Source organism: Gallicola sp. Sow4_E12, assembly GCF_052116305.1.
Lineage (GTDB): Bacteria > Bacillota > Clostridia > Tissierellales > Peptoniphilaceae > JBQKLI01.
In genome coordinates this window covers 1-19,053 of sequence record NZ_JBQKLI010000014.1, presented here as the reverse complement: position 1 = coordinate 19,053, position 19,053 = coordinate 1, and the positions used below count along the sequence as shown (strand labels likewise).

Below are 19,053 nucleotides of genomic sequence, written 5' to 3'. Positions count from 1 at the left end.
GGGGTTTTGCTATTCTATAAGTTCTTCTACACGGCTGCCGATTCGTACACCTAAGAGGTCTTTTACAAAATCATTAGCAGGATGATCAAGGATGTTGTCTGGAGTGTCAAACTGCTGAATCGTTCCTTCGTTTAGGATTAATACTCTTGAGCCGAGCATTAAGGCTTCGGTGATATCGTGGGTGATAAAAAGAATCGTGATACCTGTTTGTCTATGAATGTCTTTGATTTCCTTTTGAAGGGTCCGTCTTGTGATTTCATCTACAGCACCAAAGGGTTCGTCCATTAGAAGGATTTCTGGGGAAGCGGCGAGAGATCTTGCGATCCCTACACGCTGCTGCTGGCCTCCTGAGAGTTCTCTTGGATAGTGGGTTTTTAGGTCTTGAGAGAGTCCAACGATATCCATCCATTTATCGACAGCTTTTTTTGTGCGCTCTTTATCTTTTTTGTTGAGAAGGTTGGGTACATAGGAGATATTTTCCTCCACGCTGAGATGGGGAAAAAGGACATTTCCTTGTATAGAATAGCCGATGTTTCTCCTTAGTTCAATCTGGTCTTCCTTGCTGATGTCTTTGCCTTCTACGAAGATGCTTCCCTCAGTAGGAACGATAAGACCGTTTATCATTTTAAGAATTGTTGTTTTCCCCGAACCGGAAGAGCCGATCATCGTGATAAACTCTCCCTTTTCGATTTCGAGATTAAACTCTTCGAGGATGATTGTATCCCCATATGCCTTTTTTATATTTTTAAATTCTATTATGGGAGCCATTGGAACCTCCTTAAAGTCCTTTTTCTGTTAAGAAATCTTCTGCAGCATCTCGAGGGTTTTTGCCTTCTCCTTCGACTTGGTAATTCAAGCGGGCCATTTCTTCATCGGAAAGAATCCCTTCCAAGCTTTTGAAGATACCTTCAAGCTCTGGATGAGTGTTTAGTACTTCTTCGCGGATCACATTGCCGCATTGATAAGAGGGGTAGAAATTCAAGTCGTCTTCTAACACGACAAGATCTGAAACAGCGAACTGTCCGTCAGTGGTGAAGATAGGCATTATATCGATATTTCCTTCTGTAATGGCTTGATATTTTAATCCAATATCTAAATCTACAGTATTGTTGAATGAAATACCGTAGGTTTCAGTAAGAGGAGTATATCCGTCTTCTCTTTCAAAGAAGTCGTATTCCGCTCCGAAGGTAAGATCTTCAGAGATTCCTTTTAAATCGGAGATGGTTTTTAAATTATGTTCCTGTGCGATTTCTGTTCTTACGGCCAGTGCGTAGCTGTTGTTAAAGCCGTACATGCCTTTCCAAGTCATATTATAGTTATCGTTATATTCCTTTTCTAATTCTCCGAAGCGTTCTTCCGTATAGAGATCCTCTCGTTTTAATACCTGATTCCAACCTGTTCCCGTATATTCCGGATAAACATCAAACTCGCCGCTTTCCATAGCAGGCTGTATGTTCGAAGTACCTCCGCCGACTCCCTGAGTTATTTCCACAGTAAGGTCGGTGTTTTTTTCGATGAGGATATCCAGCATTTCACCCATGATATATTGTTCGGTCATAGGTTTTGTAGCCACTTGGATTGTATCTTTGCTGGATCGATTGCCTAAGATTCCAAAGAGAAGCAGTCCAACAAGAAGCAGTATTAAGAGAATAAAAGGGATGTTGCTTTTTTTGCGAGATCTTGTCCGATAATCCACGGACTTTTCCAATCTTCCCAGAACTAAATCGAGGATCAGCGCCATAATGGCAATCAGCAAGGAACCTGTTACCGTCATCGCTGTAAAGTTTGTGGTAATCCCGCGGTAAATGGCCACACCTAGTCCTCCAGCACCGATAAAGGAGGCAATTCCTGTTAAGGCGATCGTCATAATCACCATATTCCGAATACCGGACATAATAACTGGCAAGGCTAGAGGAAGCTTGATTTTATAGAGGATCTGTTTATCGGTACTGCCCATCCCTCTGGCAGCTTCGACGAGCTGTTCATCAACATTTGTAATACCTGTATATGTATTTCGAACCATTGGAAGCAGGGCGTACAACGTTAATGCGATAATAGCTGTTGTGTTTCCGATACCTGAAAAAGGAATTAGAAATCCCAGCATAGAGATCGAGGGAATGGTATAGAGAAAGTTTATGGTGCCTAGGACAGGTTTAGAGGACTCGCGGTATTCGCTGATTGCAATACCGATAATCCCGCCGATGACAATGGAGATTAAGATGGCGATCATAGAAATCAAGAGATGTTCCAGACTTAATTGGATAAAAAATTCACGCCGTTCAATCAATAAGTTTAATATTTCCTGCAGCATAAGAATTCCTTTCTATTTTTATAAAATGAGTAGAATTTGATATTACTCTAAGTATAGCATTATGGGAAAATAAAGCACGAATGTCTATTAATTATGGATTTAGGAAGAGATAGAAGGCTGGAAGCCGATAATAGAGAAACAGAAGTTAAGGATGATCGACAGAAAGCTTAAAGATGTTCATTCATTTCGCTTACACTCTTTATAGGTCTTGCTCTTGTACAATCTTTCTGACAAAGATACATAAAAAAAAGACCAGCACTGTGCGGTCTTTTTTTATGTAATGATTATAAAACTGGTCGGGATGAGAGGATTTGAACCTCCGGCCCCTAGTACCCCATACTAGTACGCTACCGAGCTGCGCCACATCCCGAAAAATATAGTAGTTGTATTATAGCAATTTTTCCGAGAAGGTTCAAGCTGGAGAACTTTTGTGAAGAGATAAGAAATAGCCTTGTTTATAAAGGCTATTTCTTCTTAAATATGAAGTTTCCTTTTCCTGGTTTTACATTTACTATTTTCTTTCCTTTTTTAAAAGCTTTTGTAAGGGCTTTATCGGCTTTTTTCTGATTCTTGTTGAAGATGCCTTTTATCTTTTTCTCGCCACGTCTAATGCTTTTTACTTCTTTGCCTTTAATGCTTTGATAAAGGCCGAAAGCTAAGGAAAGAGCTCCTAGAGCTGCAATTTTTCTTCTGTTTCTCATGACATCATCTCCTATAACATACATTTTACCCTGAATTTACCCTTATAAACGCAGATACTTAAAATAATTTGTATTTTTCTTTCGCTTTGCGGTAATTCTCCGGCAGATTATAGTGTTCGCCCCCCTCAATAAAAATTTCGTCTAAAGCTTTAAAGAGGATTTCGAAATACTCGTCCTGAATACTGTTTCCCATGTGGGAGATGCGGAAGGTATTTTTTAGTTCTTCGCCGATGCCTCCGGAGATTAAAATATCTTTTTCGTAAAGAGCTTTGATTAAGTCATCTTTCGAGATGCAAGAGGGTGTATAGACTGTAGTGACGGTGTTTGAAAAAGAATCGAGAGGGAAAAGTTCCAGTCCGGATTCTTTTACGGTATCTCGGATAACATCCCCTGCCTTTTTATGAAGTGCAATAAAATCTTTCTCTAAAAGAAGATCTAAAGCTTTGTCGAGGGCATATGTTAGATTTTCGCTCATAGTATATGGGAAATCGAACTGGTCGGTGTAAGCGTAATAGTTTTCGAAGTTTAAATAGTAGCTGGGAACAGGTGTTTTACGATCCGCTATTGTTTTCTTTGCCCTTTCGCTTATCGTAACTAAAGTAAGACCCGTAGGCGCTGATATGCTTTTTTGAGATCCGCCTAAGAGGACGTCTATTTTGTACTCATCAAAATAAACATTTTCTCCGCCCATTCCTGAAACAGAATCTACGATAGAAAGAATACCGTATTCGTGAAGCAGAGGACAAATTTCTTCGATATTATTTGTGATACCAGAAGGGGTTTCACAGTGGACTAATGTAGCTGCTTTAAAATCCGAATCTTTTTCTAGGAATGTTTTTAATTCCTCTACATCGATTCCTCTTCGGGGATTTCCTTCAAATAGGACAGGTTCGCCGCCGGAATTTTTTACAAAGTCGGAAAATCCTTTTCCGAAAACTCCATTTGAGAGGATAAGGATACGATCTTCTTTTTCGACAAGGGAAGAGACCGCTGCATCGAGCCCTAATATTCCTTCTCCAAGCATAATAAAGCTTGTCGCTTTCGTATGGACAAGTTTTGAAATTTTCTTTTCAGCATTTCTATGTAATTTTGTATAATTAGGATCCATATCCGGATTCGTTAGAAAGGTGTTCATTGCTTCTTTTACTTCAGGAGCAACTGTTGTAGGTCCTGCGCATAAATTTATCATGATATCATCTCCTTCTATTTATTTTAAGGGATAAGGAAAAGATATGATAGAATCAGAACTCTTAAAAGGAAAAGGATCAGAGCGGGAGAAAGAGAGTTTTACCTTTTACAGAATATGGTATGATTAAAAGAGTTATGGAGGGATTTCATGTTTGTTAAAGTTGAAGTTTTTATTCCAAAGGAATACGTTTATCCGCTGATGAAAGAAATAAATGATCACGGTTATATAAAAGAAGGCCATTATGATTATGCCTTTGCTGCAACAAAGGTAACCGGTCATTGGAGACCGGTTAAAGGAGCAGATCCTTTTTCAGGAAAAGAAGGGGAGATCAGCTGCGAGGAAGAGATAAAACTGGAATTTCGAATTCGAAAAAACTGTATCGGTTTAGTAAAGGAGATTATAGTAAAGAATCATCCCTACGAAACGCCGGTCATTAATTTTATTCCTTTAGTTTAAGGAAGGATAGTAAAAAGAGAAGAGGTAAGAAAATGGAGAATAATTTTTCCCAAAGAATTGAAGAATATATTATAAGCAGAGTAATATTTGATGAAGTGTCAAAGGAACTGAAATCTTGTTTAAAAAAGACAAATCGCGAGATCTTAAGAGAGTATGGAAATCGTTATCGACTGGATAAAACAGAAGAAAAAGGAAGTATTAAGCTTTCCGAAGAGTTAAATGAGCGCATTTTAGAGGATTTAGAAAAGAATCTTTCTTATAAAGACGAGGCATTTATCGAAAAAATCTACGAAGATATATCCAGAGAGGATTTAGATATCGAAGAAGGAATCGATGATTTAATGAACTTTATGGAATATAATCATTACGGCTGGGGTTTTCTATTTATAGAAGAAGACAAAGAAGATTTTATCCCTGTGATTCCGAAAGAGATTGCAAAGAAGCTTGGAGAAATTGAAAAAGACCATGTAATGAATAAAAGCAGAAGGTATAAAAGGATATCTCAAGTTTTAAAAGCGCTGATTCATTTATACGGGGTATTGGAAGAAGAGCAGTTCCTAAAGGTGTGGGAAGAGATCGGCGAAGGAGAGCTATCCGCCACAGATTTTCATAAGTACCTGGCCGATCATCCGGAAGAAGGAAGAAGCTTCCGCATATTTGACGGCGATATTCTCCATGGAACCTTTGAATCTCCGATAGAAGCAGCAACCCTTAAAGACCGAAGAAAAGGAAAAGAATATTATATTCCGTCGAAAGCAGAGATCGAAATTTTCGAAAATCATTATTCGGATCCGAACAAGAAAGAGTATAAGGATGTTTATGCCTTCTTAGAAAAGAACAGCACGGCAGTTCAAGCAGACAGGGCGATGGCTCAGCTGGAGTTTTTCAGTGCTAGCTCTGCTAAAAAAGATCTCGATACGATTCTTTCTATTCTTGCAGACAGCGGAATCATTATAGAAAAACAGGATCTGACAAAATTAGGGGATAGGATGACTGAATTCTTAAATCATTCTCCGATTTGGGAAAACAAAGGAAATACTCCTCAGAGTCTTTACGATAAAACCGTAGAAGATATAAAAGATAAAGGCAACGGCAATATTATCCATAAAAATATTATTCAGTAATAGCATTCAATAAAAAAGCAGATCCAGTTACAGGGTCTGCTTTTCATATTGAGAGCGAGAAAGGTTATAGGTTGTAGGGAAGAGGGAATAGGGGAGGATAATTTTTCGCTAACGCTTAAAATTTCCATTTTATTCTTACGTAAACTATTTTCGCCTTTGGCGAAAATAGTTCTCAACCCCTATAACCTATAACCTACTTCCTGCACTCTCTTTTCCCTATCCTTTAAAAATGGCTTTTGTCTGAAGATAATCCATGATTCCATAGATTCCATTTTCTCTTCCGAAACCGGACTGTTTGTACCCGCCGAAAGGAGCATAGGGATTTCCTTCTGCATCGTTGATAAAGATATTTCCAGTATTAATCTTAAGTGCAGCTTTTTTTGCGTCTTCTTCAGGACCTACTACTGCACCGGATAAGCCGTAAGACACGTCGTTTGCAATTTCTATGGCTTCTTCTAGGGAGCTGTATGTGATAATGCAAAGAACAGGTCCGAAGATTTCTTCTTGGGCGATTTTCATATCGTTTTTAACATTGACGAAAATCGTCGGCTCTACATAAAAGCCTTTGCCATCTATTTTATTTCCCCCGATAAGAATTTCTGCGCCTTCTTCTACTCCAGATTGAATATAGTCGAGGACTCGTTCTTGTTGTTTTTCAGATACGAGAGGTCCTACAACAGTATTCGGATCTGTAGGATCTCCGATAACTACTTTTTCTTTATAGTATTCTAGAGCTTCTTTCTTCGTGTTTTCCAGTTCTTCTTCTGGGACTAAAAGCCTTGTTAGAGCGGAGCAGGTTTGGCCTTGATTGTTTAGGACAGTATCCATAGAACGTTTCACCGCAAGTTTTAAATCGCCGCCTTTTAGATAGAGAAGAGGAGATTTTCCGCCTAGTTCCAGAACAAGATGCTTAATGCCTTTCCCTGCTTTTTCAAACATTTTCTCGCCGACTGCAGTAGAGCCAGTAAAGGATACAGAGTCCACATCTTTATGTCCTGCTAAATAATCTCCGGTCTCGCCGCCTTTTCCAGTTACAAGATTAAACACTCCGTCAGGAAGTCCTGCTTCATCGATAATCTCTGCATAAATAAGGGCTGTAAGGGGAGTATTTGTCGGAGGCTGTACCACCACGGTGTTTCCAGCGAGGAGTGCCGGTGTAATTTTTCGCTGAATCTGATTGATAGGGAAATTCCAAGGAGTAATACAAGCCACGACCCCGTATCCTTCGTAATAGATGGAGGCATTCTTCTTCTCTTCAACAAAATTAAAGTTTTTTATTTCCTCTATGGCAGAACGGATTTCCTTTAAGGGCTGGGGAGCATGGACTTCTTCTACAAAAGTTCTGCTGCTGCCCAGTTCTTCTATAATCTGATCAGCGATTCTCTGCTGATTTTTTTCGATTCCGTTATAAATTTTTTCCATACATTCGATTCGTTCTTCTACTGGAAGACTGCTCCACTTGGGAAAAGCGGTTTTCGCTGCCTGAACGGCTTTATCCACATCTTCCTTTGTTCCAAGAGCTACTTCGCCGATGACCTCTTCAGTAGCGGGGTTGATCACCTTAGAACTTTCTGTTCCCGTAGAGGAGATCCATTCTCCCTGTATATAAATTTGATTTTTTTTCATAAAAGTCTCCTTTGTCATATGTTCTATAAATAAGTCTGCGTTTTTTATATACCCGAAGAAGCGTAGAAGAAAAAGATACGAAAAAAGAGGAGTTGTTCCGCAAAAAAATATGAACAAATTTTAATAAAGAATCTTTATTCAAAGAAAAATTTGTTAATTAATTGATAATATGATAAATAGAGATACATAATCGTGTTTTTTGTTTGAGAAAAAATATCTAGATTAGTTATGAACAATTGTAAACAAAAGATAACATTTTTAAGTTAAGCGATTAAAAATATCTATAATAACAAAAATAAATGTTAAAAAATACATTTGAAAACGATATTATAACAGAAAGTCAAGAGTTCATTTTGACATTACGTATTTTTATGAATATAATTTTTTAGAAAGATAGGTGCTGAAAATGTTTAAAAAAGAAAGAATGAACAGAATTCATCAGTTATTAATAGAGAAAGAATTTTTAAGTGTAAAAGCACTTTCTGAAAACTTAGAAGTCAGTGAAATGACTGTCCGAAGAGATTTAAAAGAGTTAGAAGGAAACGGGATCCTTTTTCGTGCAAGAGGAGGAGCTTATATAAAGAAAACTATTTCCAGTGAAGAAGATATTGGAGAAAAACAAATCCGAAATCAGACTGTGAAATTAAGAATAGCTAAAAAGGCTTTAGATATGATTAAAGATGGGATGACTATTTTATTAGATTCGGGAACGACAACCTATCAGCTAGCGTTGCTTATCGCAAATCAGGATTTCAAGAACTTGAATATTATAACAAATGATATGGAAATTGTAGAATTGTTGAAAAACATTGATGAAATTTCTTTAATCGTCATAGGAGGATGGATTCAGAAAGCTACGAATAGCACGCAGGGAAATCTTGCGAAATTATGTATGGAACAACTTCATGCAGAGATAGCCTTTGTAGGAGCTTCTTCCATAGGTGAAAACTTAAGGATATATTCACCGAGTGAAGAAAAGGTGTTTTTAAAAAGATTATTTGTGGAGAATTCTGAAAAGACTGTTCTTTTAGTGGATCAGTCGAAAGGGAAGCAGATCAATCTTAATTATGTTTATTCAGTAACGGATATGGATTGTATAGTTACCGATCTTTCTCTTTCAAAGAAAGCACAAGAAGATTTAGTAAAAAATCATACAGATTATTGGAAAGTATAGGGGGATCTTATGTCAAAGGTCGTAATGATAGCAGATGATCTGACAGGCGCAAATGCAAACTGTTCTTTAATGAAGAAGATAGGTCTTCAAGCGGCAAGTATTTTAACTTTAGATCAGGAGTTGCCTAAAGATATGAGTGTTCTGGCATACACTACAGATTCTAGAGCAATGCTTAAGAAAGATGCATACGATGCAGTAGCAGAAGCGATGGATAAATTTATGGACGAAGATATCCGTCTATATAGTAAAAGAGTAGATTCCACATTAAGAGGAAATTTAGGTGTCGAATTAAATGCTGTTTTTGATAAGCTAGGAGAAGATTTTATCGGAATAGCAGCTCCTTTTTATCCGGCAACGGGGAGAATCGTTGTGAACGGGATAATGCTTGTAAATGGTTCTTTATTGCTGAATACGGATGCTGGAAGAGATACAAAAGCACCTGTGAAAAGTTCAAGGGTTGAAGAACTGTTTAAAAAAGATTTTAAGGGTAAAGTTCGATCGATTTTTTTAGAGGATATAGAAAAAGGGAAAGAAAATATTGCTTCTTTATTAAAGTCAGGGAAAAAAGAAGGAGTTAAACTTTTTCTATTTGATGGTGTTACCGATTATCATTTAAATCAAATAGCAACAGGGGCTATCCTTTCAGGAGAAGATTTTTTCTCAATAGATCCAGGTCCTTTTACAATGGAGATAGCAAGACAATTTCAAGAAAGGTCAGAACAGTTAGATAAAATCTTGATGGTTGTAGGCTCGGTAACTGATATTACGATTGAGCAGATACGGGAAACGATTATAGAGTATCCTGTAAACATTTTAGAAGTTGATCCAAATAAGCTTGTCAGACATGATCTTTATAAAGAAGAGATTGGGAGAGCTAGTAAAGAAGCATTTAAACTGCTAAAAAAAGAAGATAATCTACTAATAACAACAACTCCCTTTCATAATCCGAAGGATAGATTGAATTTATCGGCAATCGCACAAGAATCAGGAATGAATATTGATGATTTATCTCTGATGCTTTCTTATGGGCTAGGACGAATAGCAAAAAATGTTTTAATGGAAGATTTGAGTTTTGCAGGTGTTTATCTGAGCGGCGGCGATATTACAGTAGCAATGGCAGATGAACTTGGATCTACGGGTATAGAGATACTAGAAGAAGTTGTACCTCTTGCAGCTTATGGAAAAATGATCGGCGGTTTAAAACCAGGCCTCCATATTATCAGCAAAGGCGGCATGGTTGGAGATAAAAATACAATGAAAGATTGTATTGAGAAATTGAAGTTTAATTAGGAGGATATTATGAAAAAACCAATTATTGGAATACCACTAGGAGATCCGGCGGGGATAGGTCCGGAAATTACAATGTACACTTTTGCAGAAAAATCTCTTTATGATATCTGTAATATGTTTCTTGTTGGAGATCGTTATGTCGTTGAGAAAGCAATCGAAATTACAGGTTTAGATTTAAAAATAAACATTGTAGAAGATGTAGAAAATGCTAAATTCGAGTATGGAACAATTGACATGATGGATTTAGGGGTTGTAACAGGTCCCTTTGAATTTGGAAAAGTAGATGCTCTTTGCGGAAAAGCTTCTTATCTTTATATTAAAAAAGCAGGGGAGCTTGCTATGGCAAAAGAAGTAGATGCTATCGCTACAACGCCCATCAACAAAGAGTCTCTAAGAGCAGCAGATGTTCCTTATATTGGACATACAGAAATGCTTGAAGAGATATCCGGCGTTCATGATCCTCTTACGATGTTTGAAGTGGAAGATTTGAGAGTGTTTTTCTTATCACGCCATTTAAGTTTAAGAGATGCTTTAGATGCAGTCACATACGATAGGGTATTAGAATATATTAAACGATGTACCGAAGCGATGGAAATACTTGGTGTAAAAGGGACTATGGCCGTAGCTGGATTAAATCCGCATTCAGGAGAGCATGGACTTTTCGGTTGGGAAGAAGTAAAAGAAATAACGCCGGCCATCGAACAAGCTCAAAGAGAGGGTTACGATGTAGTGGGACCTATCGGAGCGGATTCTGTTTTTCACTTGGCTTTGAAAGGAAAATATGCATCAGTATTAAGTCTTTATCATGATCAAGGACATATTGCCACAAAGACCTATAATTTTGAGAAGACGATTTCTATTACGAACTCTATGCCTTTTTTAAGAACAAGTGTGGACCATGGAACAGCTTATAGCCATGCAGGAAAAAATACAGCTTCTGCTGTCAGTATGATTGAAGCAGTGAAATTAGCAGCAAAATATGCTCCTAATTTTAATCGTGAATAGAGAGGAAATAAAATTATGGTAGGTGGATTAAACGGAACTCAGATGCTCGTGGGGCTTTTAGTAGCGATAGCATTGCTGATTTTCTTAGTGTTAAAAACAAAAGTGCACGCATTTTTAGCCCTAATTATTGCAGCAGTAGTAGCTGGAGTTGTGGGCGGAATGCCGATGCAGGACTTATTGCTTGATGATGGGAAGACTCTGGGCGTTATTAATGCTATTAAAACTGGATTTGGCGGTACTTTAGGAAGTATTGGTATCATTATCGGCTTTGGAGTTATGATGGGCCAAATTTTTGAAGCAACAGGAGCAGCGCAAAGAATGGCACAAACTTTCTTGAAATTATTTGGTAAAGGAAGAGAGGAAGAAGCTTTAGCTTTAACAGGTTTCTTTGTGTCCATTCCCATTTATTGCGATTCTGGTTTTATTATCCTTTCTCCTATTGCAAAGGCGATTTCGAAAGTTACGAAAAAATCAGTAATTTCTTTGGGAGTTGCTCTTGCAGCAGGACTTGTTATTACTCATACAATGATTCCTCCTACACCAGGACCTCTTGGAGTAGCTGGAATCTATGGTGTAGATGTTGGTACATTTATTTTATATGCATTCGTATTAGCCATACCTATGACGATTGCTTGTATGATATATGCTCGAAAAGTGGGGAAAAAGATTTATCAAATTCCAAATGATGATAATACTGGTTATATTAGACCTGCATATGAAGAGCCGAATTATGATGAAGTTCATAATATGGATATGGAAAACGTACCTTCAACGATAGAATCTTTTGGACCGTTAGTACTTCCAATTATTCTAATTCTATTAAACACAGTTACAGATGCTATGAAACTAGAAGGTGGTGTATGGGAGGTTCTTCAATTTTTAGGTGATCCTATTGTAGCTGTAGGTCTAGGATTATTATTGGCCATCTTTACTTTAGGGAGAAGGCTAACTAAAGATGAAATACTCTTTGAGATGGAAAAAGGAATGAAATCTGCTGGTATTATTCTACTTGTAACAGGAGGTGGTGGTGCCTTTGGACAAGTAATTAAGGACAGTGGGCTTGGTGTTTATATTGCTAATATGATTGCAGAGACGCCGATTCCAATTATTATACTACCTTTCATTATAGCTACGGCAATGCGTTTCATACAAGGATCTGGAACTGTGGCAATGATGACAGCAGCATCCATAACAGCGCCTATTATCGTAGCTAGTGGAGAGAACCCTATTCTAGGAGCGTTTGCTTGTTGTATAGGATCATTATTCTTCTCTTATTTTAACGATAGTTATTTTTGGGTTGTAAATAATACACTAGGTATTAAAAATGTTAAAGAGCAGATTCGAGTATGGTCTTTAACGTCAACAATCGCTTGGGCAGTAGGATTTGTTGAGTTAATAGTTTTATCAATCATATTTTAGCGATAGTAGATTTAAAATCACCGTAAAGCACTACGGTGATTTTTGTATTCATTAGAAAAAGTAATACTGTTATAGTAATTATAGATGGTGGGTTATAAAAATTGTATATAGTGGTTATGTAATTTTTTCAGATATAATAGTATAGGATTATCACTATCTTTTACTATATTTTGACCCTGTTTTTATTCCTGATATAATGGAATTGTTGGATAGAAAGTATAAAACAAAGGAGATGCAGATGAAGTTTTTTATAGATACGGCAAATGTTAATGAAATCAAAGAGGTAGCTTCTTGGGGAATATTGGACGGTGTAACGACAAATCCTTCTCTTATTGTAAAAGAGGGCAGAGATTTTCATGAGGTCGTTCAAGAAATTACTGAGATTGTGAATGGACCTATTTCCGCAGAGGTAGTAAGCGAAGATGCGGAAGGGATGCTTGAAGAAGCGAAAGAACTTACGAAGATTCACGATAATATCGTAATCAAACTTCCAATGACAAAAGAAGGCTTAAAGGCTTGTTCACAGCTTTCAAAAGACGGTGTTCACACGAATGTAACATTAGTTTTTTCGGCAACTCAAGCGTTAATGGCTGCAAAAGCAGGAGCTTCTTATGTGAGTCCTTTCCTTGGAAGACTAGATGATATTAGTACAGATGGAATCACTTTAATAGAAGATATCGTAAAAATCTTCAAAAATTATGGTATTCATACCGAAATCATAGCAGCGTCCATCCGCCATCCTCTTCATGTGTTAAATATTGCAAAGGCGGGAGCGGATATCAGCACTATTCCTTACAAAGTGTATGAGCAAATGGTAAAACATCCTTTAACAGACAGCGGAATAGAAAAATTCTTAAAAGACTGGGAAAGTGTTAAATAATTTTTGCGGGAGAAAGGGGCCTGACAATTTCTTTTCCTTCAATTAAAAAGAACAGAAGATTTAATGGAAAGGAAGGTTGACATGACAATAGCAGTAATCGGAAGTATTTTTATGGAATATACCTATAATATTCCAAGAATCCCATTGGCAAGCGAGGTTTTAACGGCTAAATCTATGCTTTCGAGAGAAGGCGGGAGAGGTCAAAATCAAGCGGTTACCATGGCGAAACTAGAGGGCGATATTAAAATGATCGGAATGGTCGGAGAGGATGAAGGCGGCGAGATCTGTCTGAACTCGATGAAACGCTATGGGATAGATACATCTGGAGTATTTATAAAAGGCGGAGTAAGAACAGGAGAAAAAATCATCTATATCGATGATAACAGCGAAACAAACAGTGTGGTTTATCCTGGAGCAACAAGATCCATTACCGTAGAGGATCTGCCCAAAATCTATGAACTTTTGGAAGGTGTCGATGCAGTATTGCTGCAGTTCGAACTGCCTTTTGAGGTGATTTTACCGATTCTTAAACACTGCCACGAACAGAATATTCAAACCTTTGTAAATCCGGCACCGGCAAGCCAGGATTTCGATGCATCCTATCTAAAGTATGTGGATTATTTAATTCCAAACGAAATCGAACTGTTTTTTACAGTTCATAACGAGATAAAAACACATAAGATCGAGGAAGCCTGCAAAAAAATTGATGAGCTGGGCTGCCACAATATAATCGTAACTTTAGGTCAAGAAGGTTCAATCTATTATAACGGAGAAGAATTTACAAAGATTCCAGCAGAAGAAGTAGCAGGAAAAGACGGGAAATGTGTAGGAGACAGCTTTGTGGGGACATTTGTTATTGGAATTACGACTGGCATGGAAACGATAGAAGCTATAAAATATGCAACAAAAGCTGCTGCGATTACCTTAAGCAACAAGGGCGGATACAGTGCGTTGCCCTATAAAAAAGATATTGAAAAATAATTGAGATGGGGAGCATCGAAATCTAGATGCTCTCCTTCTATTAAAAAAACAGAAGAAGTTTATCAGAGGAGAAGAACATGAATATTAAATTATTGAAAAAACTAGGTCTTGCACTTATTTGTGTAATTACTTTGGCTTCATGCCAGACAAATCAAACTCCTGTAAAGGAAGAAACAAAGAAAGAAGAAACCGCAGTTCCTGTAGGTCAAGAAGGAAGAATAGAGTTTATCCTTATGAATGGAGATGAAGAAGTTTCCCGTAAGGAACTTAATTTTAAGACAGGTGAAAAACTAGGAGCAGTTATGGAAGAAAATATGGAAGTGGTAAAAGACGACTCCGGTTTTATAACAGCGATCGATGGGATTTCACAAAATCCGGAAGAAAATAAATGGTGGACCTATACGGCAAATGGAGAAATGGTCAATGTTGGCGCTTACGATTATGATATAAAACCAGGGGATCGTATTGTCTTTACTTTAAGCGTGTATGAGGCAGAATAATTATTCGGTTAGAAAGCTTACCTTTCTTGCATTGACTGCTGCTGCAGCCATTGTGGGAAGGACGCTTTTTATTTCTATTCCAAATGTTCAGCCTGTTACAGATATTGTTCTGGTAATGACTCTTTATTTAGGTCTGTGGGAAGGATTTTCTGTAGCGATGGTTACGATTATGATTACAAATCTTTATATGGGGATGGGAATATGGACTGTTTTTCAGATTATAACTTATGGAGTTATCGTTTTAATCACATGGCTTTTTAGAAGGTTGTTAAAAAAAGCATTTATTTTACAGATAGTACACAGTGTTTTAGCGGGGATTCTCTATGGGTTTATTATTTCCCTTCTTCAAGCTGTTTCCTTTATGGGGATGGACCGTTTTCTGCCCTACTATGCAGCGGGGATTTATTTTGATCTGCTCCATGGAATAGGAAACGGGATATTGTATATCATCTTTGTACCTGTTTTTATAAAGCTGATAAGAAAATATGATATGGAAAAGTAGACGGCGAAAGCCGTTTTTTCTTTTGCAGATTTCGTAAGGAAAAAGAATTTTCAACGGGAGAAATTTTGTCCTATACTGTTCTTTGATATAATAGACAGGAAGAGGTGAAAAGGAGGTTTTTATGACACAGGAAATAAGCTATCTGCAATTGTTTCTGCTCTTTTTTAAGATCAACGCAGTAACATTCGGAGGCGGCTACACCATTGTGCCGGTGGTGCGGGATGAATTTGCAGTAAAGAGATCCTTAATCGATGATGATACGATGCTTAATATTATAGCATTGGCCCAGACAGGTCCGGGTGCGATGGCCATAAGTACTTCTCTTTTAACAGGTTACAAATTAAAAGGTGTGCCTGGGGCTGTTGTTTCTTTAACTGCATCTGTACTGCCCTGCTTGATAATTATTACAGCGATTTCTTTTTTTTATCAAAGTTTCAGCGAAAATTTTTGGGTGAAATCTGCTTTATTGGGAATGAGCGGAATTATTAGTGCGGTGCTTCTGGTCACTACTGTTAATCTGGGGAGGAGCGCTTTGAAAACCACACCAGTTTTTTCTGTCATTATGATGGTGATGTCTTTTACGGCATCTTACTTTTTGGGAATACATACAGCACTGATCATTTTATTTTTAGGATTCTCCGGGCTGACATTTTTTTCGATAAGAAAAGAGGAGGAGAATAGATGAATCCGCTTTTGCATTTATATATTGCTTTTCTGCAAGTAGGGGCTTTTGCTTTTGGAGGCGGCTATGCTATTTTACCTATGATACAAAAGGTTATAGTGGAGCAGTACGGCTGGCTTAGTCTTCAAGAGATGACAGATATTATTTCTATTTCTCAGATGACCCCAGGCCCGATTTCCATAAACTCAGCTACATTTGTAGGGACAAAATTAGCAGGGTTTCCTGGAGCTGTGATAGCCACCGCAGGAAGTGTTACACCGCAATTTATATTAATGATGATACTGGGACACTTTTATTTTAGCGATCGAAAATTCTATTTTATGGATAAGATTTTAAAAGGAATAAAACCGGGCATTGTGGGGCTGATCTTTATCGCAGCTTTGTCTATGACTCAGGAATCGTTATTTAAAGAAGGAATGATTGCAGCAAATCAACTAAATCTTACAGCGCTGATCTGCTTTTTTATAGGTCTCGTTCTTTATGTGAAAAAAGTGGATCTAATAAAACTGATTGCTTTGGGAGCGGGGCTTGGGATGGTGCTGAGTTTGATTTTATAACAGAAAGGATGCTATTTGAAAATAATTGAATTACTTTTATTAAGTATTGCTCTTGCTTTTGGTGGAGGAGATCCGGGAGCTGAAGTTCCGGAAAGGACTGTACCGGAAGCCGTTGAAATGGATAATAGACAGAAGGGGGAAATCCTCCGTGTCGTCGATGGAGATACTTATGAGATATTTATAGACAAAAAAGAAAAAGTTCGTCTGATCGGAGTGGATACGCCTGAATCTGTGGCGCCGCAAAAAGAGCGAAACGTGAAAGAAGGAAAAACCGCTTCTGATTTTGCAAAGGAACTTTTAGAAGGAAGAGTTGTAGAGATAGAATACGATGTTCAAGAAAGAGACCGATACGGCAGAGTTTTGGCTTATCTTTATTTAGATGGAAAAATGGTGAATGAATATCTTTTAGAAGAAGGTATGGCTCAAATAGCCACCTATCCTCCAAATATCAAATACGCTGACCGCTTTCAAGAGATCGAGGCAGTAGCTCGGGAATCGGGAAAGGGATTTTGGCAGGAAGGTTTTACTAGGAAAAAAGCTGAAAAAGAAGAAAAAGACAAGAAGTCTGCCGGTCTTATTAAAGGAAATATTAATAGTAAAGGCGAAAAGATTTATCACATGCCCCATCAAAGAGACTACAATAGAACAAAGATCGATGAGAATAAAGGAGAACAATGCTTTATCTCCGAGAATGAAGCGAAGAAAGCCGGATTTCGCAAAGCGGCACAATAGGAGGATTTTATGAAAGCGTTGCTGAGTGTTACAGATAAAAGAGGGATTGAAGAGTTTGCCAAAGGACTAGAGGCATTAGGATATGAAATTCTCTCCACTGGGGGAACTCTTGCTAAAATAAAGGAAGCGGGAGTCTCTGTAAAAGGGATAGAAGAGTATACAGGTTTTCCAGAAATGCTCGAGGGAAGGGTAAAAACCCTTCATCCAAAGGTCCATGGAGGGATTCTTTATAAAAGGGATGTCTCTTCCCATGTTGAGACAGTAAAGGAGCATGGAATCGAAGCCATCGACCTTGTTTGTGTCAATCTTTACGATTTTGAAGGGGTACTGAAGCAGAAAGCGCCGAGAGAAGCGATGATCGAAAATATCGATATCGGAGGCCCTACATTAATCCGTTCCTCTGCAAAGAACTATAAAAATGTGCTTATCGTAACGGATCCGGAGGATTATGAAGAAATTCTTACAAAGCTTCAAAAAGGAGAAGTAGAAGAAGAATATAGAATGGAACTGGCCATGAAAGCTTTCAGCAATACGGCTTATTACGATGCGATGATTTCCAGATATTTTCAAGAAGAAACGGGCAAAAAATCAAAGTATTTCACGATAGGTATGAAAGAAGAAGGAAAGCTTCGATATGGAGAAAACCCAAAACAAGAAGCTGCCCATTATACCGATCCTTATGTAGACTCCTATCTTTCAGATTTTGAAATCCTTCAGGGAAAAGAGTTGAGCTTTAACAATCTAAACGATTTAAATACTGCTGCTGCTCTTTGCGGAGAGCTTCATAAACAAGGAGGCGTCTATGCGGTAGGGTTGAAACATGCAACTCCCTGCGGTGTTGCAAAGGGAGAGTCTGTTTATGATGCTTATGAAAAATGTTTCCATGCAGATGACGTCTCCATCTTTGGCGGGATCGTTGCGATAAACGGTACGATTAACGAAAAGACAGCTGCGAAAATGAACGAAATCTTTTTAGAAGTGATAGCGGCTAAAGATTTTTCAGAAGAAGCGTTAAAAGAATTTTCAAAGAAAAAAAACACAAGAATACTTAAGATAGATTTCGACAAAATGCCTGTAGATATGGATATTAAGTATTTAAATGGAGAGGTGCTTGTTCAGCAGGCGGATTTGGAAGAAGATGATAAATGGGAAGTTGTAACGAAAAAAAGTCCGGATATCGAAGAAAGCTTAGACCTCCAGTTTGCGATGAAAGTCTGCAAATATGTAAAATCGAACGCCATTGTTATCGTAAAAGACGGAGTGACTTTAGGTATCGGCGGAGGGCAGACTTCTAGAATATGGGCATTGGAATCCATCTTCAACAATCATCCAGATGTAGATTTTACCGGATCGGCATTAGCAAGCGACGCATTCTTTCCCTTTGACGACTGTGTTAGGGAAGCTTCAAAACATGGAGTATCCGCTATTATTCAGCCGGGAGGATCTATCAAAGATCAGGATTCGGTCAAAGCCTGCGATGAAAAAGGGATCTCCATGGTGCTTACAGGATCGAGACATTTTAAACACTAGAGTTAGAAAAAAGTGGAAGAGAGGGATAAAAAAGTGTGGAAGAGTGGAGATGTTGTTGAAAATAACAGGAGCATTTATTTTCTTTATTGGAAAAAAAGGGGTTTTTCGCTTCTGCATATAGTTTAGGTATCGTGAATTTTATTAATGTCTTAATTAAAATACTTAGTTGTAAACTCTGCGTTGGAATCAGCGGAAGTATGCTTATTTGCAGCTGTTTTTCCCTACTACCTACTACCTGCTTCCTATCTTTTACAACACGTTCATAAAAAATAAAAAACCGGGGTTTTGATATGTACCCTCTTTACTGGACAACAGTAAGGAGGGTATTTTTATGCGATATAGCTATGAATTTAAAAAAGAATGTGTGGAATTGTATAGACAAGGTCAATGGCCT

Annotated in this window: 19 protein-coding genes and 1 tRNA gene; 14 read left to right on the top strand and 6 right to left on the bottom strand. The window is 37.9% G+C overall.

The window, feature by feature from the left end; genetic code table 11:
• Positions 1-9: 9 nt before the first annotated feature.
• From ACTQ46_RS08250 to ACTQ46_RS08230, 5 genes are all read right to left on the bottom strand, one after another.
• Positions 10-768 (bottom strand): ATP-binding cassette domain-containing protein, encoded by a 759-nt coding sequence (locus ACTQ46_RS08250; protein ID WP_441748875.1) that lies wholly within the window; start codon positions 766-768, stop codon positions 10-12.
• A 10-nt stretch (positions 769-778) separates the two neighbouring features.
• Positions 779-2,311 (bottom strand): ABC transporter permease/substrate-binding protein, encoded by a 1,533-nt coding sequence (locus tag ACTQ46_RS08245; protein WP_441748873.1) that lies wholly within the window; start codon positions 2,309-2,311, stop codon positions 779-781.
• Between the two features lie 293 nt (positions 2,312-2,604).
• Positions 2,605-2,681 (bottom strand) — tRNA-Pro (locus ACTQ46_RS08240).
• A gap of 94 nt (positions 2,682-2,775) precedes the next feature.
• A complete protein-coding gene (locus tag ACTQ46_RS08235; protein WP_441748871.1) occupies positions 2,776-3,012 on the bottom strand; it encodes a hypothetical protein in 237 nt (78 codons plus the stop codon).
• Between the two features lie 58 nt (positions 3,013-3,070).
• Positions 3,071-4,201, bottom strand: coding sequence for a pyridoxal-phosphate-dependent aminotransferase family protein (locus ACTQ46_RS08230; RefSeq protein WP_441748869.1), 1,131 nt, complete (start codon positions 4,199-4,201; stop codon positions 3,071-3,073).
• Between the two features lie 147 nt (positions 4,202-4,348).
• On the opposite strand from ACTQ46_RS08230, the gene cutA reads away from it, so the two are divergent.
• Both cutA and ACTQ46_RS08220 read left to right on the top strand, forming a co-directional pair.
• Positions 4,349-4,657, top strand: a complete 309-nt coding sequence (gene cutA / locus ACTQ46_RS08225; protein WP_441748867.1) for a divalent cation tolerance protein CutA — start codon at positions 4,349-4,351, stop codon at positions 4,655-4,657.
• 32 nt (positions 4,658-4,689) lie between these two features.
• A complete protein-coding gene (locus ACTQ46_RS08220) occupies positions 4,690-5,781 on the top strand; it encodes a hypothetical protein (RefSeq protein WP_441748865.1) in 1,092 nt (363 codons plus the stop codon).
• A 216-nt stretch (positions 5,782-5,997) separates the two neighbouring features.
• On the opposite strand, the gene ACTQ46_RS08215 is transcribed toward ACTQ46_RS08220, so the two are convergent.
• The gene (locus ACTQ46_RS08215; RefSeq protein ID WP_441748863.1) at positions 5,998-7,407 is read right to left on the bottom strand and encodes an aldehyde dehydrogenase family protein; all 1,410 of its coding nucleotides are present in this window, start codon (positions 7,405-7,407) and stop codon (positions 5,998-6,000) included.
• Between the two features lie 406 nt (positions 7,408-7,813).
• On the opposite strand from ACTQ46_RS08215, the gene ACTQ46_RS08210 reads away from it, so the two are divergent.
• The 12 genes from ACTQ46_RS08210 to purH all read left to right on the top strand — a co-directional run bounded on the left by ACTQ46_RS08210 (position 7,814) and on the right by purH (position 18,659).
• The gene (locus ACTQ46_RS08210; protein WP_441748861.1) at positions 7,814-8,581 is read left to right on the top strand and encodes a DeoR/GlpR family DNA-binding transcription regulator; all 768 of its coding nucleotides are present in this window, start codon (positions 7,814-7,816) and stop codon (positions 8,579-8,581) included.
• A 9-nt stretch (positions 8,582-8,590) separates the two neighbouring features.
• Positions 8,591-9,871 carry a four-carbon acid sugar kinase family protein gene (locus ACTQ46_RS08205; protein WP_441748859.1) on the top strand — a complete coding sequence of 427 codons (1,281 nt, stop codon included), beginning with the start codon at positions 8,591-8,593 and terminating at the stop codon, positions 9,869-9,871.
• Positions 9,872-9,880: 9 nt separating this feature from the next.
• Complete coding sequence (gene pdxA, locus ACTQ46_RS08200) at positions 9,881-10,876, top strand: 4-hydroxythreonine-4-phosphate dehydrogenase PdxA (RefSeq protein ID WP_441748857.1); 996 nt, start codon at positions 9,881-9,883, stop codon at positions 10,874-10,876.
• A 15-nt stretch (positions 10,877-10,891) separates the two neighbouring features.
• Entirely contained in the window at positions 10,892-12,295 is a 1,404-nt protein-coding gene (locus ACTQ46_RS08195) for a GntP family permease (protein WP_441748855.1), read from the top strand.
• A 238-nt stretch (positions 12,296-12,533) separates the two neighbouring features.
• Positions 12,534-13,175, top strand: coding sequence for a fructose-6-phosphate aldolase (gene fsa, locus ACTQ46_RS08190; protein WP_441748854.1), 642 nt, complete (start codon positions 12,534-12,536; stop codon positions 13,173-13,175).
• A gap of 81 nt (positions 13,176-13,256) precedes the next feature.
• Positions 13,257-14,156, top strand: coding sequence for a ribokinase (locus tag ACTQ46_RS08185; protein ID WP_441748852.1), 900 nt, complete (start codon positions 13,257-13,259; stop codon positions 14,154-14,156).
• Positions 14,157-14,233: 77 nt separating this feature from the next.
• Entirely contained in the window at positions 14,234-14,656 is a 423-nt protein-coding gene (locus ACTQ46_RS08180) for a DUF4430 domain-containing protein (RefSeq protein ID WP_441748850.1), read from the top strand.
• Complete coding sequence (locus ACTQ46_RS08175; RefSeq protein WP_441748848.1) at positions 14,643-15,158, top strand: ECF transporter S component; 516 nt, start codon at positions 14,643-14,645, stop codon at positions 15,156-15,158. Before ACTQ46_RS08180 ends, ACTQ46_RS08175 begins: the two co-directional genes overlap by 14 nt.
• Before the next feature lie 121 nt (positions 15,159-15,279).
• Positions 15,280-15,843, top strand: coding sequence for a chromate transporter (locus ACTQ46_RS08170; protein ID WP_441748846.1), 564 nt, complete (start codon positions 15,280-15,282; stop codon positions 15,841-15,843).
• Positions 15,840-16,397: a chromate transporter gene (locus tag ACTQ46_RS08165; protein WP_441748844.1), complete on the top strand. Its 558-nt coding sequence runs from the start codon at positions 15,840-15,842 to the stop codon at positions 16,395-16,397. Before ACTQ46_RS08170 ends, ACTQ46_RS08165 begins: the two co-directional genes overlap by 4 nt.
• Positions 16,398-16,412: 15 nt before the next feature.
• Positions 16,413-17,129: a thermonuclease family protein gene (locus ACTQ46_RS08160; protein WP_441748842.1), complete on the top strand. Its 717-nt coding sequence runs from the start codon at positions 16,413-16,415 to the stop codon at positions 17,127-17,129.
• A 9-nt stretch (positions 17,130-17,138) separates the two neighbouring features.
• On the top strand, positions 17,139-18,659 hold the full coding sequence (gene purH / locus ACTQ46_RS08155) for a bifunctional phosphoribosylaminoimidazolecarboxamide formyltransferase/IMP cyclohydrolase (RefSeq protein ID WP_441748841.1): 1,521 nt from the start codon (positions 17,139-17,141) through the stop codon (positions 18,657-18,659).
• Positions 18,660-19,053 lie beyond the last annotated feature (394 nt).

Bases quoted from the DNA above. Each gene is read 5' to 3' on its own strand.
- ACTQ46_RS08250 (WP_441748875.1), bottom strand. From the start codon at position 768: ATGGCTCCCATAATAGAATTTAAAAATATAAAAAAGGCATATGGGGAT.
- ACTQ46_RS08245 (WP_441748873.1), bottom strand. From the start codon at position 2,311: ATGCTGCAGGAAATATTAAACTTATTGATTGAACGGCGTGAATTTTTT.
- ACTQ46_RS08235 (WP_441748871.1), bottom strand. From the start codon at position 3,012: ATGAGAAACAGAAGAAAAATTGCAGCTCTAGGAGCTCTTTCCTTAGCT.
- ACTQ46_RS08230 (WP_441748869.1), bottom strand. From the start codon at position 4,201: ATGATAAATTTATGCGCAGGACCTACAACAGTTGCTCCTGAAGTAAAA.
- cutA (WP_441748867.1), top strand. From the start codon at position 4,349: ATGTTTGTTAAAGTTGAAGTTTTTATTCCAAAGGAATACGTTTATCCG.
- ACTQ46_RS08220 (WP_441748865.1), top strand. From the start codon at position 4,690: ATGGAGAATAATTTTTCCCAAAGAATTGAAGAATATATTATAAGCAGA.
- ACTQ46_RS08215 (WP_441748863.1), bottom strand. From the start codon at position 7,407: ATGAAAAAAAATCAAATTTATATACAGGGAGAATGGATCTCCTCTACG.
- ACTQ46_RS08210 (WP_441748861.1), top strand. From the start codon at position 7,814: ATGTTTAAAAAAGAAAGAATGAACAGAATTCATCAGTTATTAATAGAG.
- ACTQ46_RS08205 (WP_441748859.1), top strand. From the start codon at position 8,591: ATGTCAAAGGTCGTAATGATAGCAGATGATCTGACAGGCGCAAATGCA.
- pdxA (WP_441748857.1), top strand. From the start codon at position 9,881: ATGAAAAAACCAATTATTGGAATACCACTAGGAGATCCGGCGGGGATA.
- ACTQ46_RS08195 (WP_441748855.1), top strand. From the start codon at position 10,892: ATGGTAGGTGGATTAAACGGAACTCAGATGCTCGTGGGGCTTTTAGTA.
- fsa (WP_441748854.1), top strand. From the start codon at position 12,534: ATGAAGTTTTTTATAGATACGGCAAATGTTAATGAAATCAAAGAGGTA.
- ACTQ46_RS08185 (WP_441748852.1), top strand. From the start codon at position 13,257: ATGACAATAGCAGTAATCGGAAGTATTTTTATGGAATATACCTATAAT.
- ACTQ46_RS08180 (WP_441748850.1), top strand. From the start codon at position 14,234: ATGAATATTAAATTATTGAAAAAACTAGGTCTTGCACTTATTTGTGTA.
- ACTQ46_RS08175 (WP_441748848.1), top strand. From the start codon at position 14,643: ATGAGGCAGAATAATTATTCGGTTAGAAAGCTTACCTTTCTTGCATTG.
- ACTQ46_RS08170 (WP_441748846.1), top strand. From the start codon at position 15,280: ATGACACAGGAAATAAGCTATCTGCAATTGTTTCTGCTCTTTTTTAAG.
- ACTQ46_RS08165 (WP_441748844.1), top strand. From the start codon at position 15,840: ATGAATCCGCTTTTGCATTTATATATTGCTTTTCTGCAAGTAGGGGCT.
- purH (WP_441748841.1), top strand. From the start codon at position 17,139: ATGAAAGCGTTGCTGAGTGTTACAGATAAAAGAGGGATTGAAGAGTTT.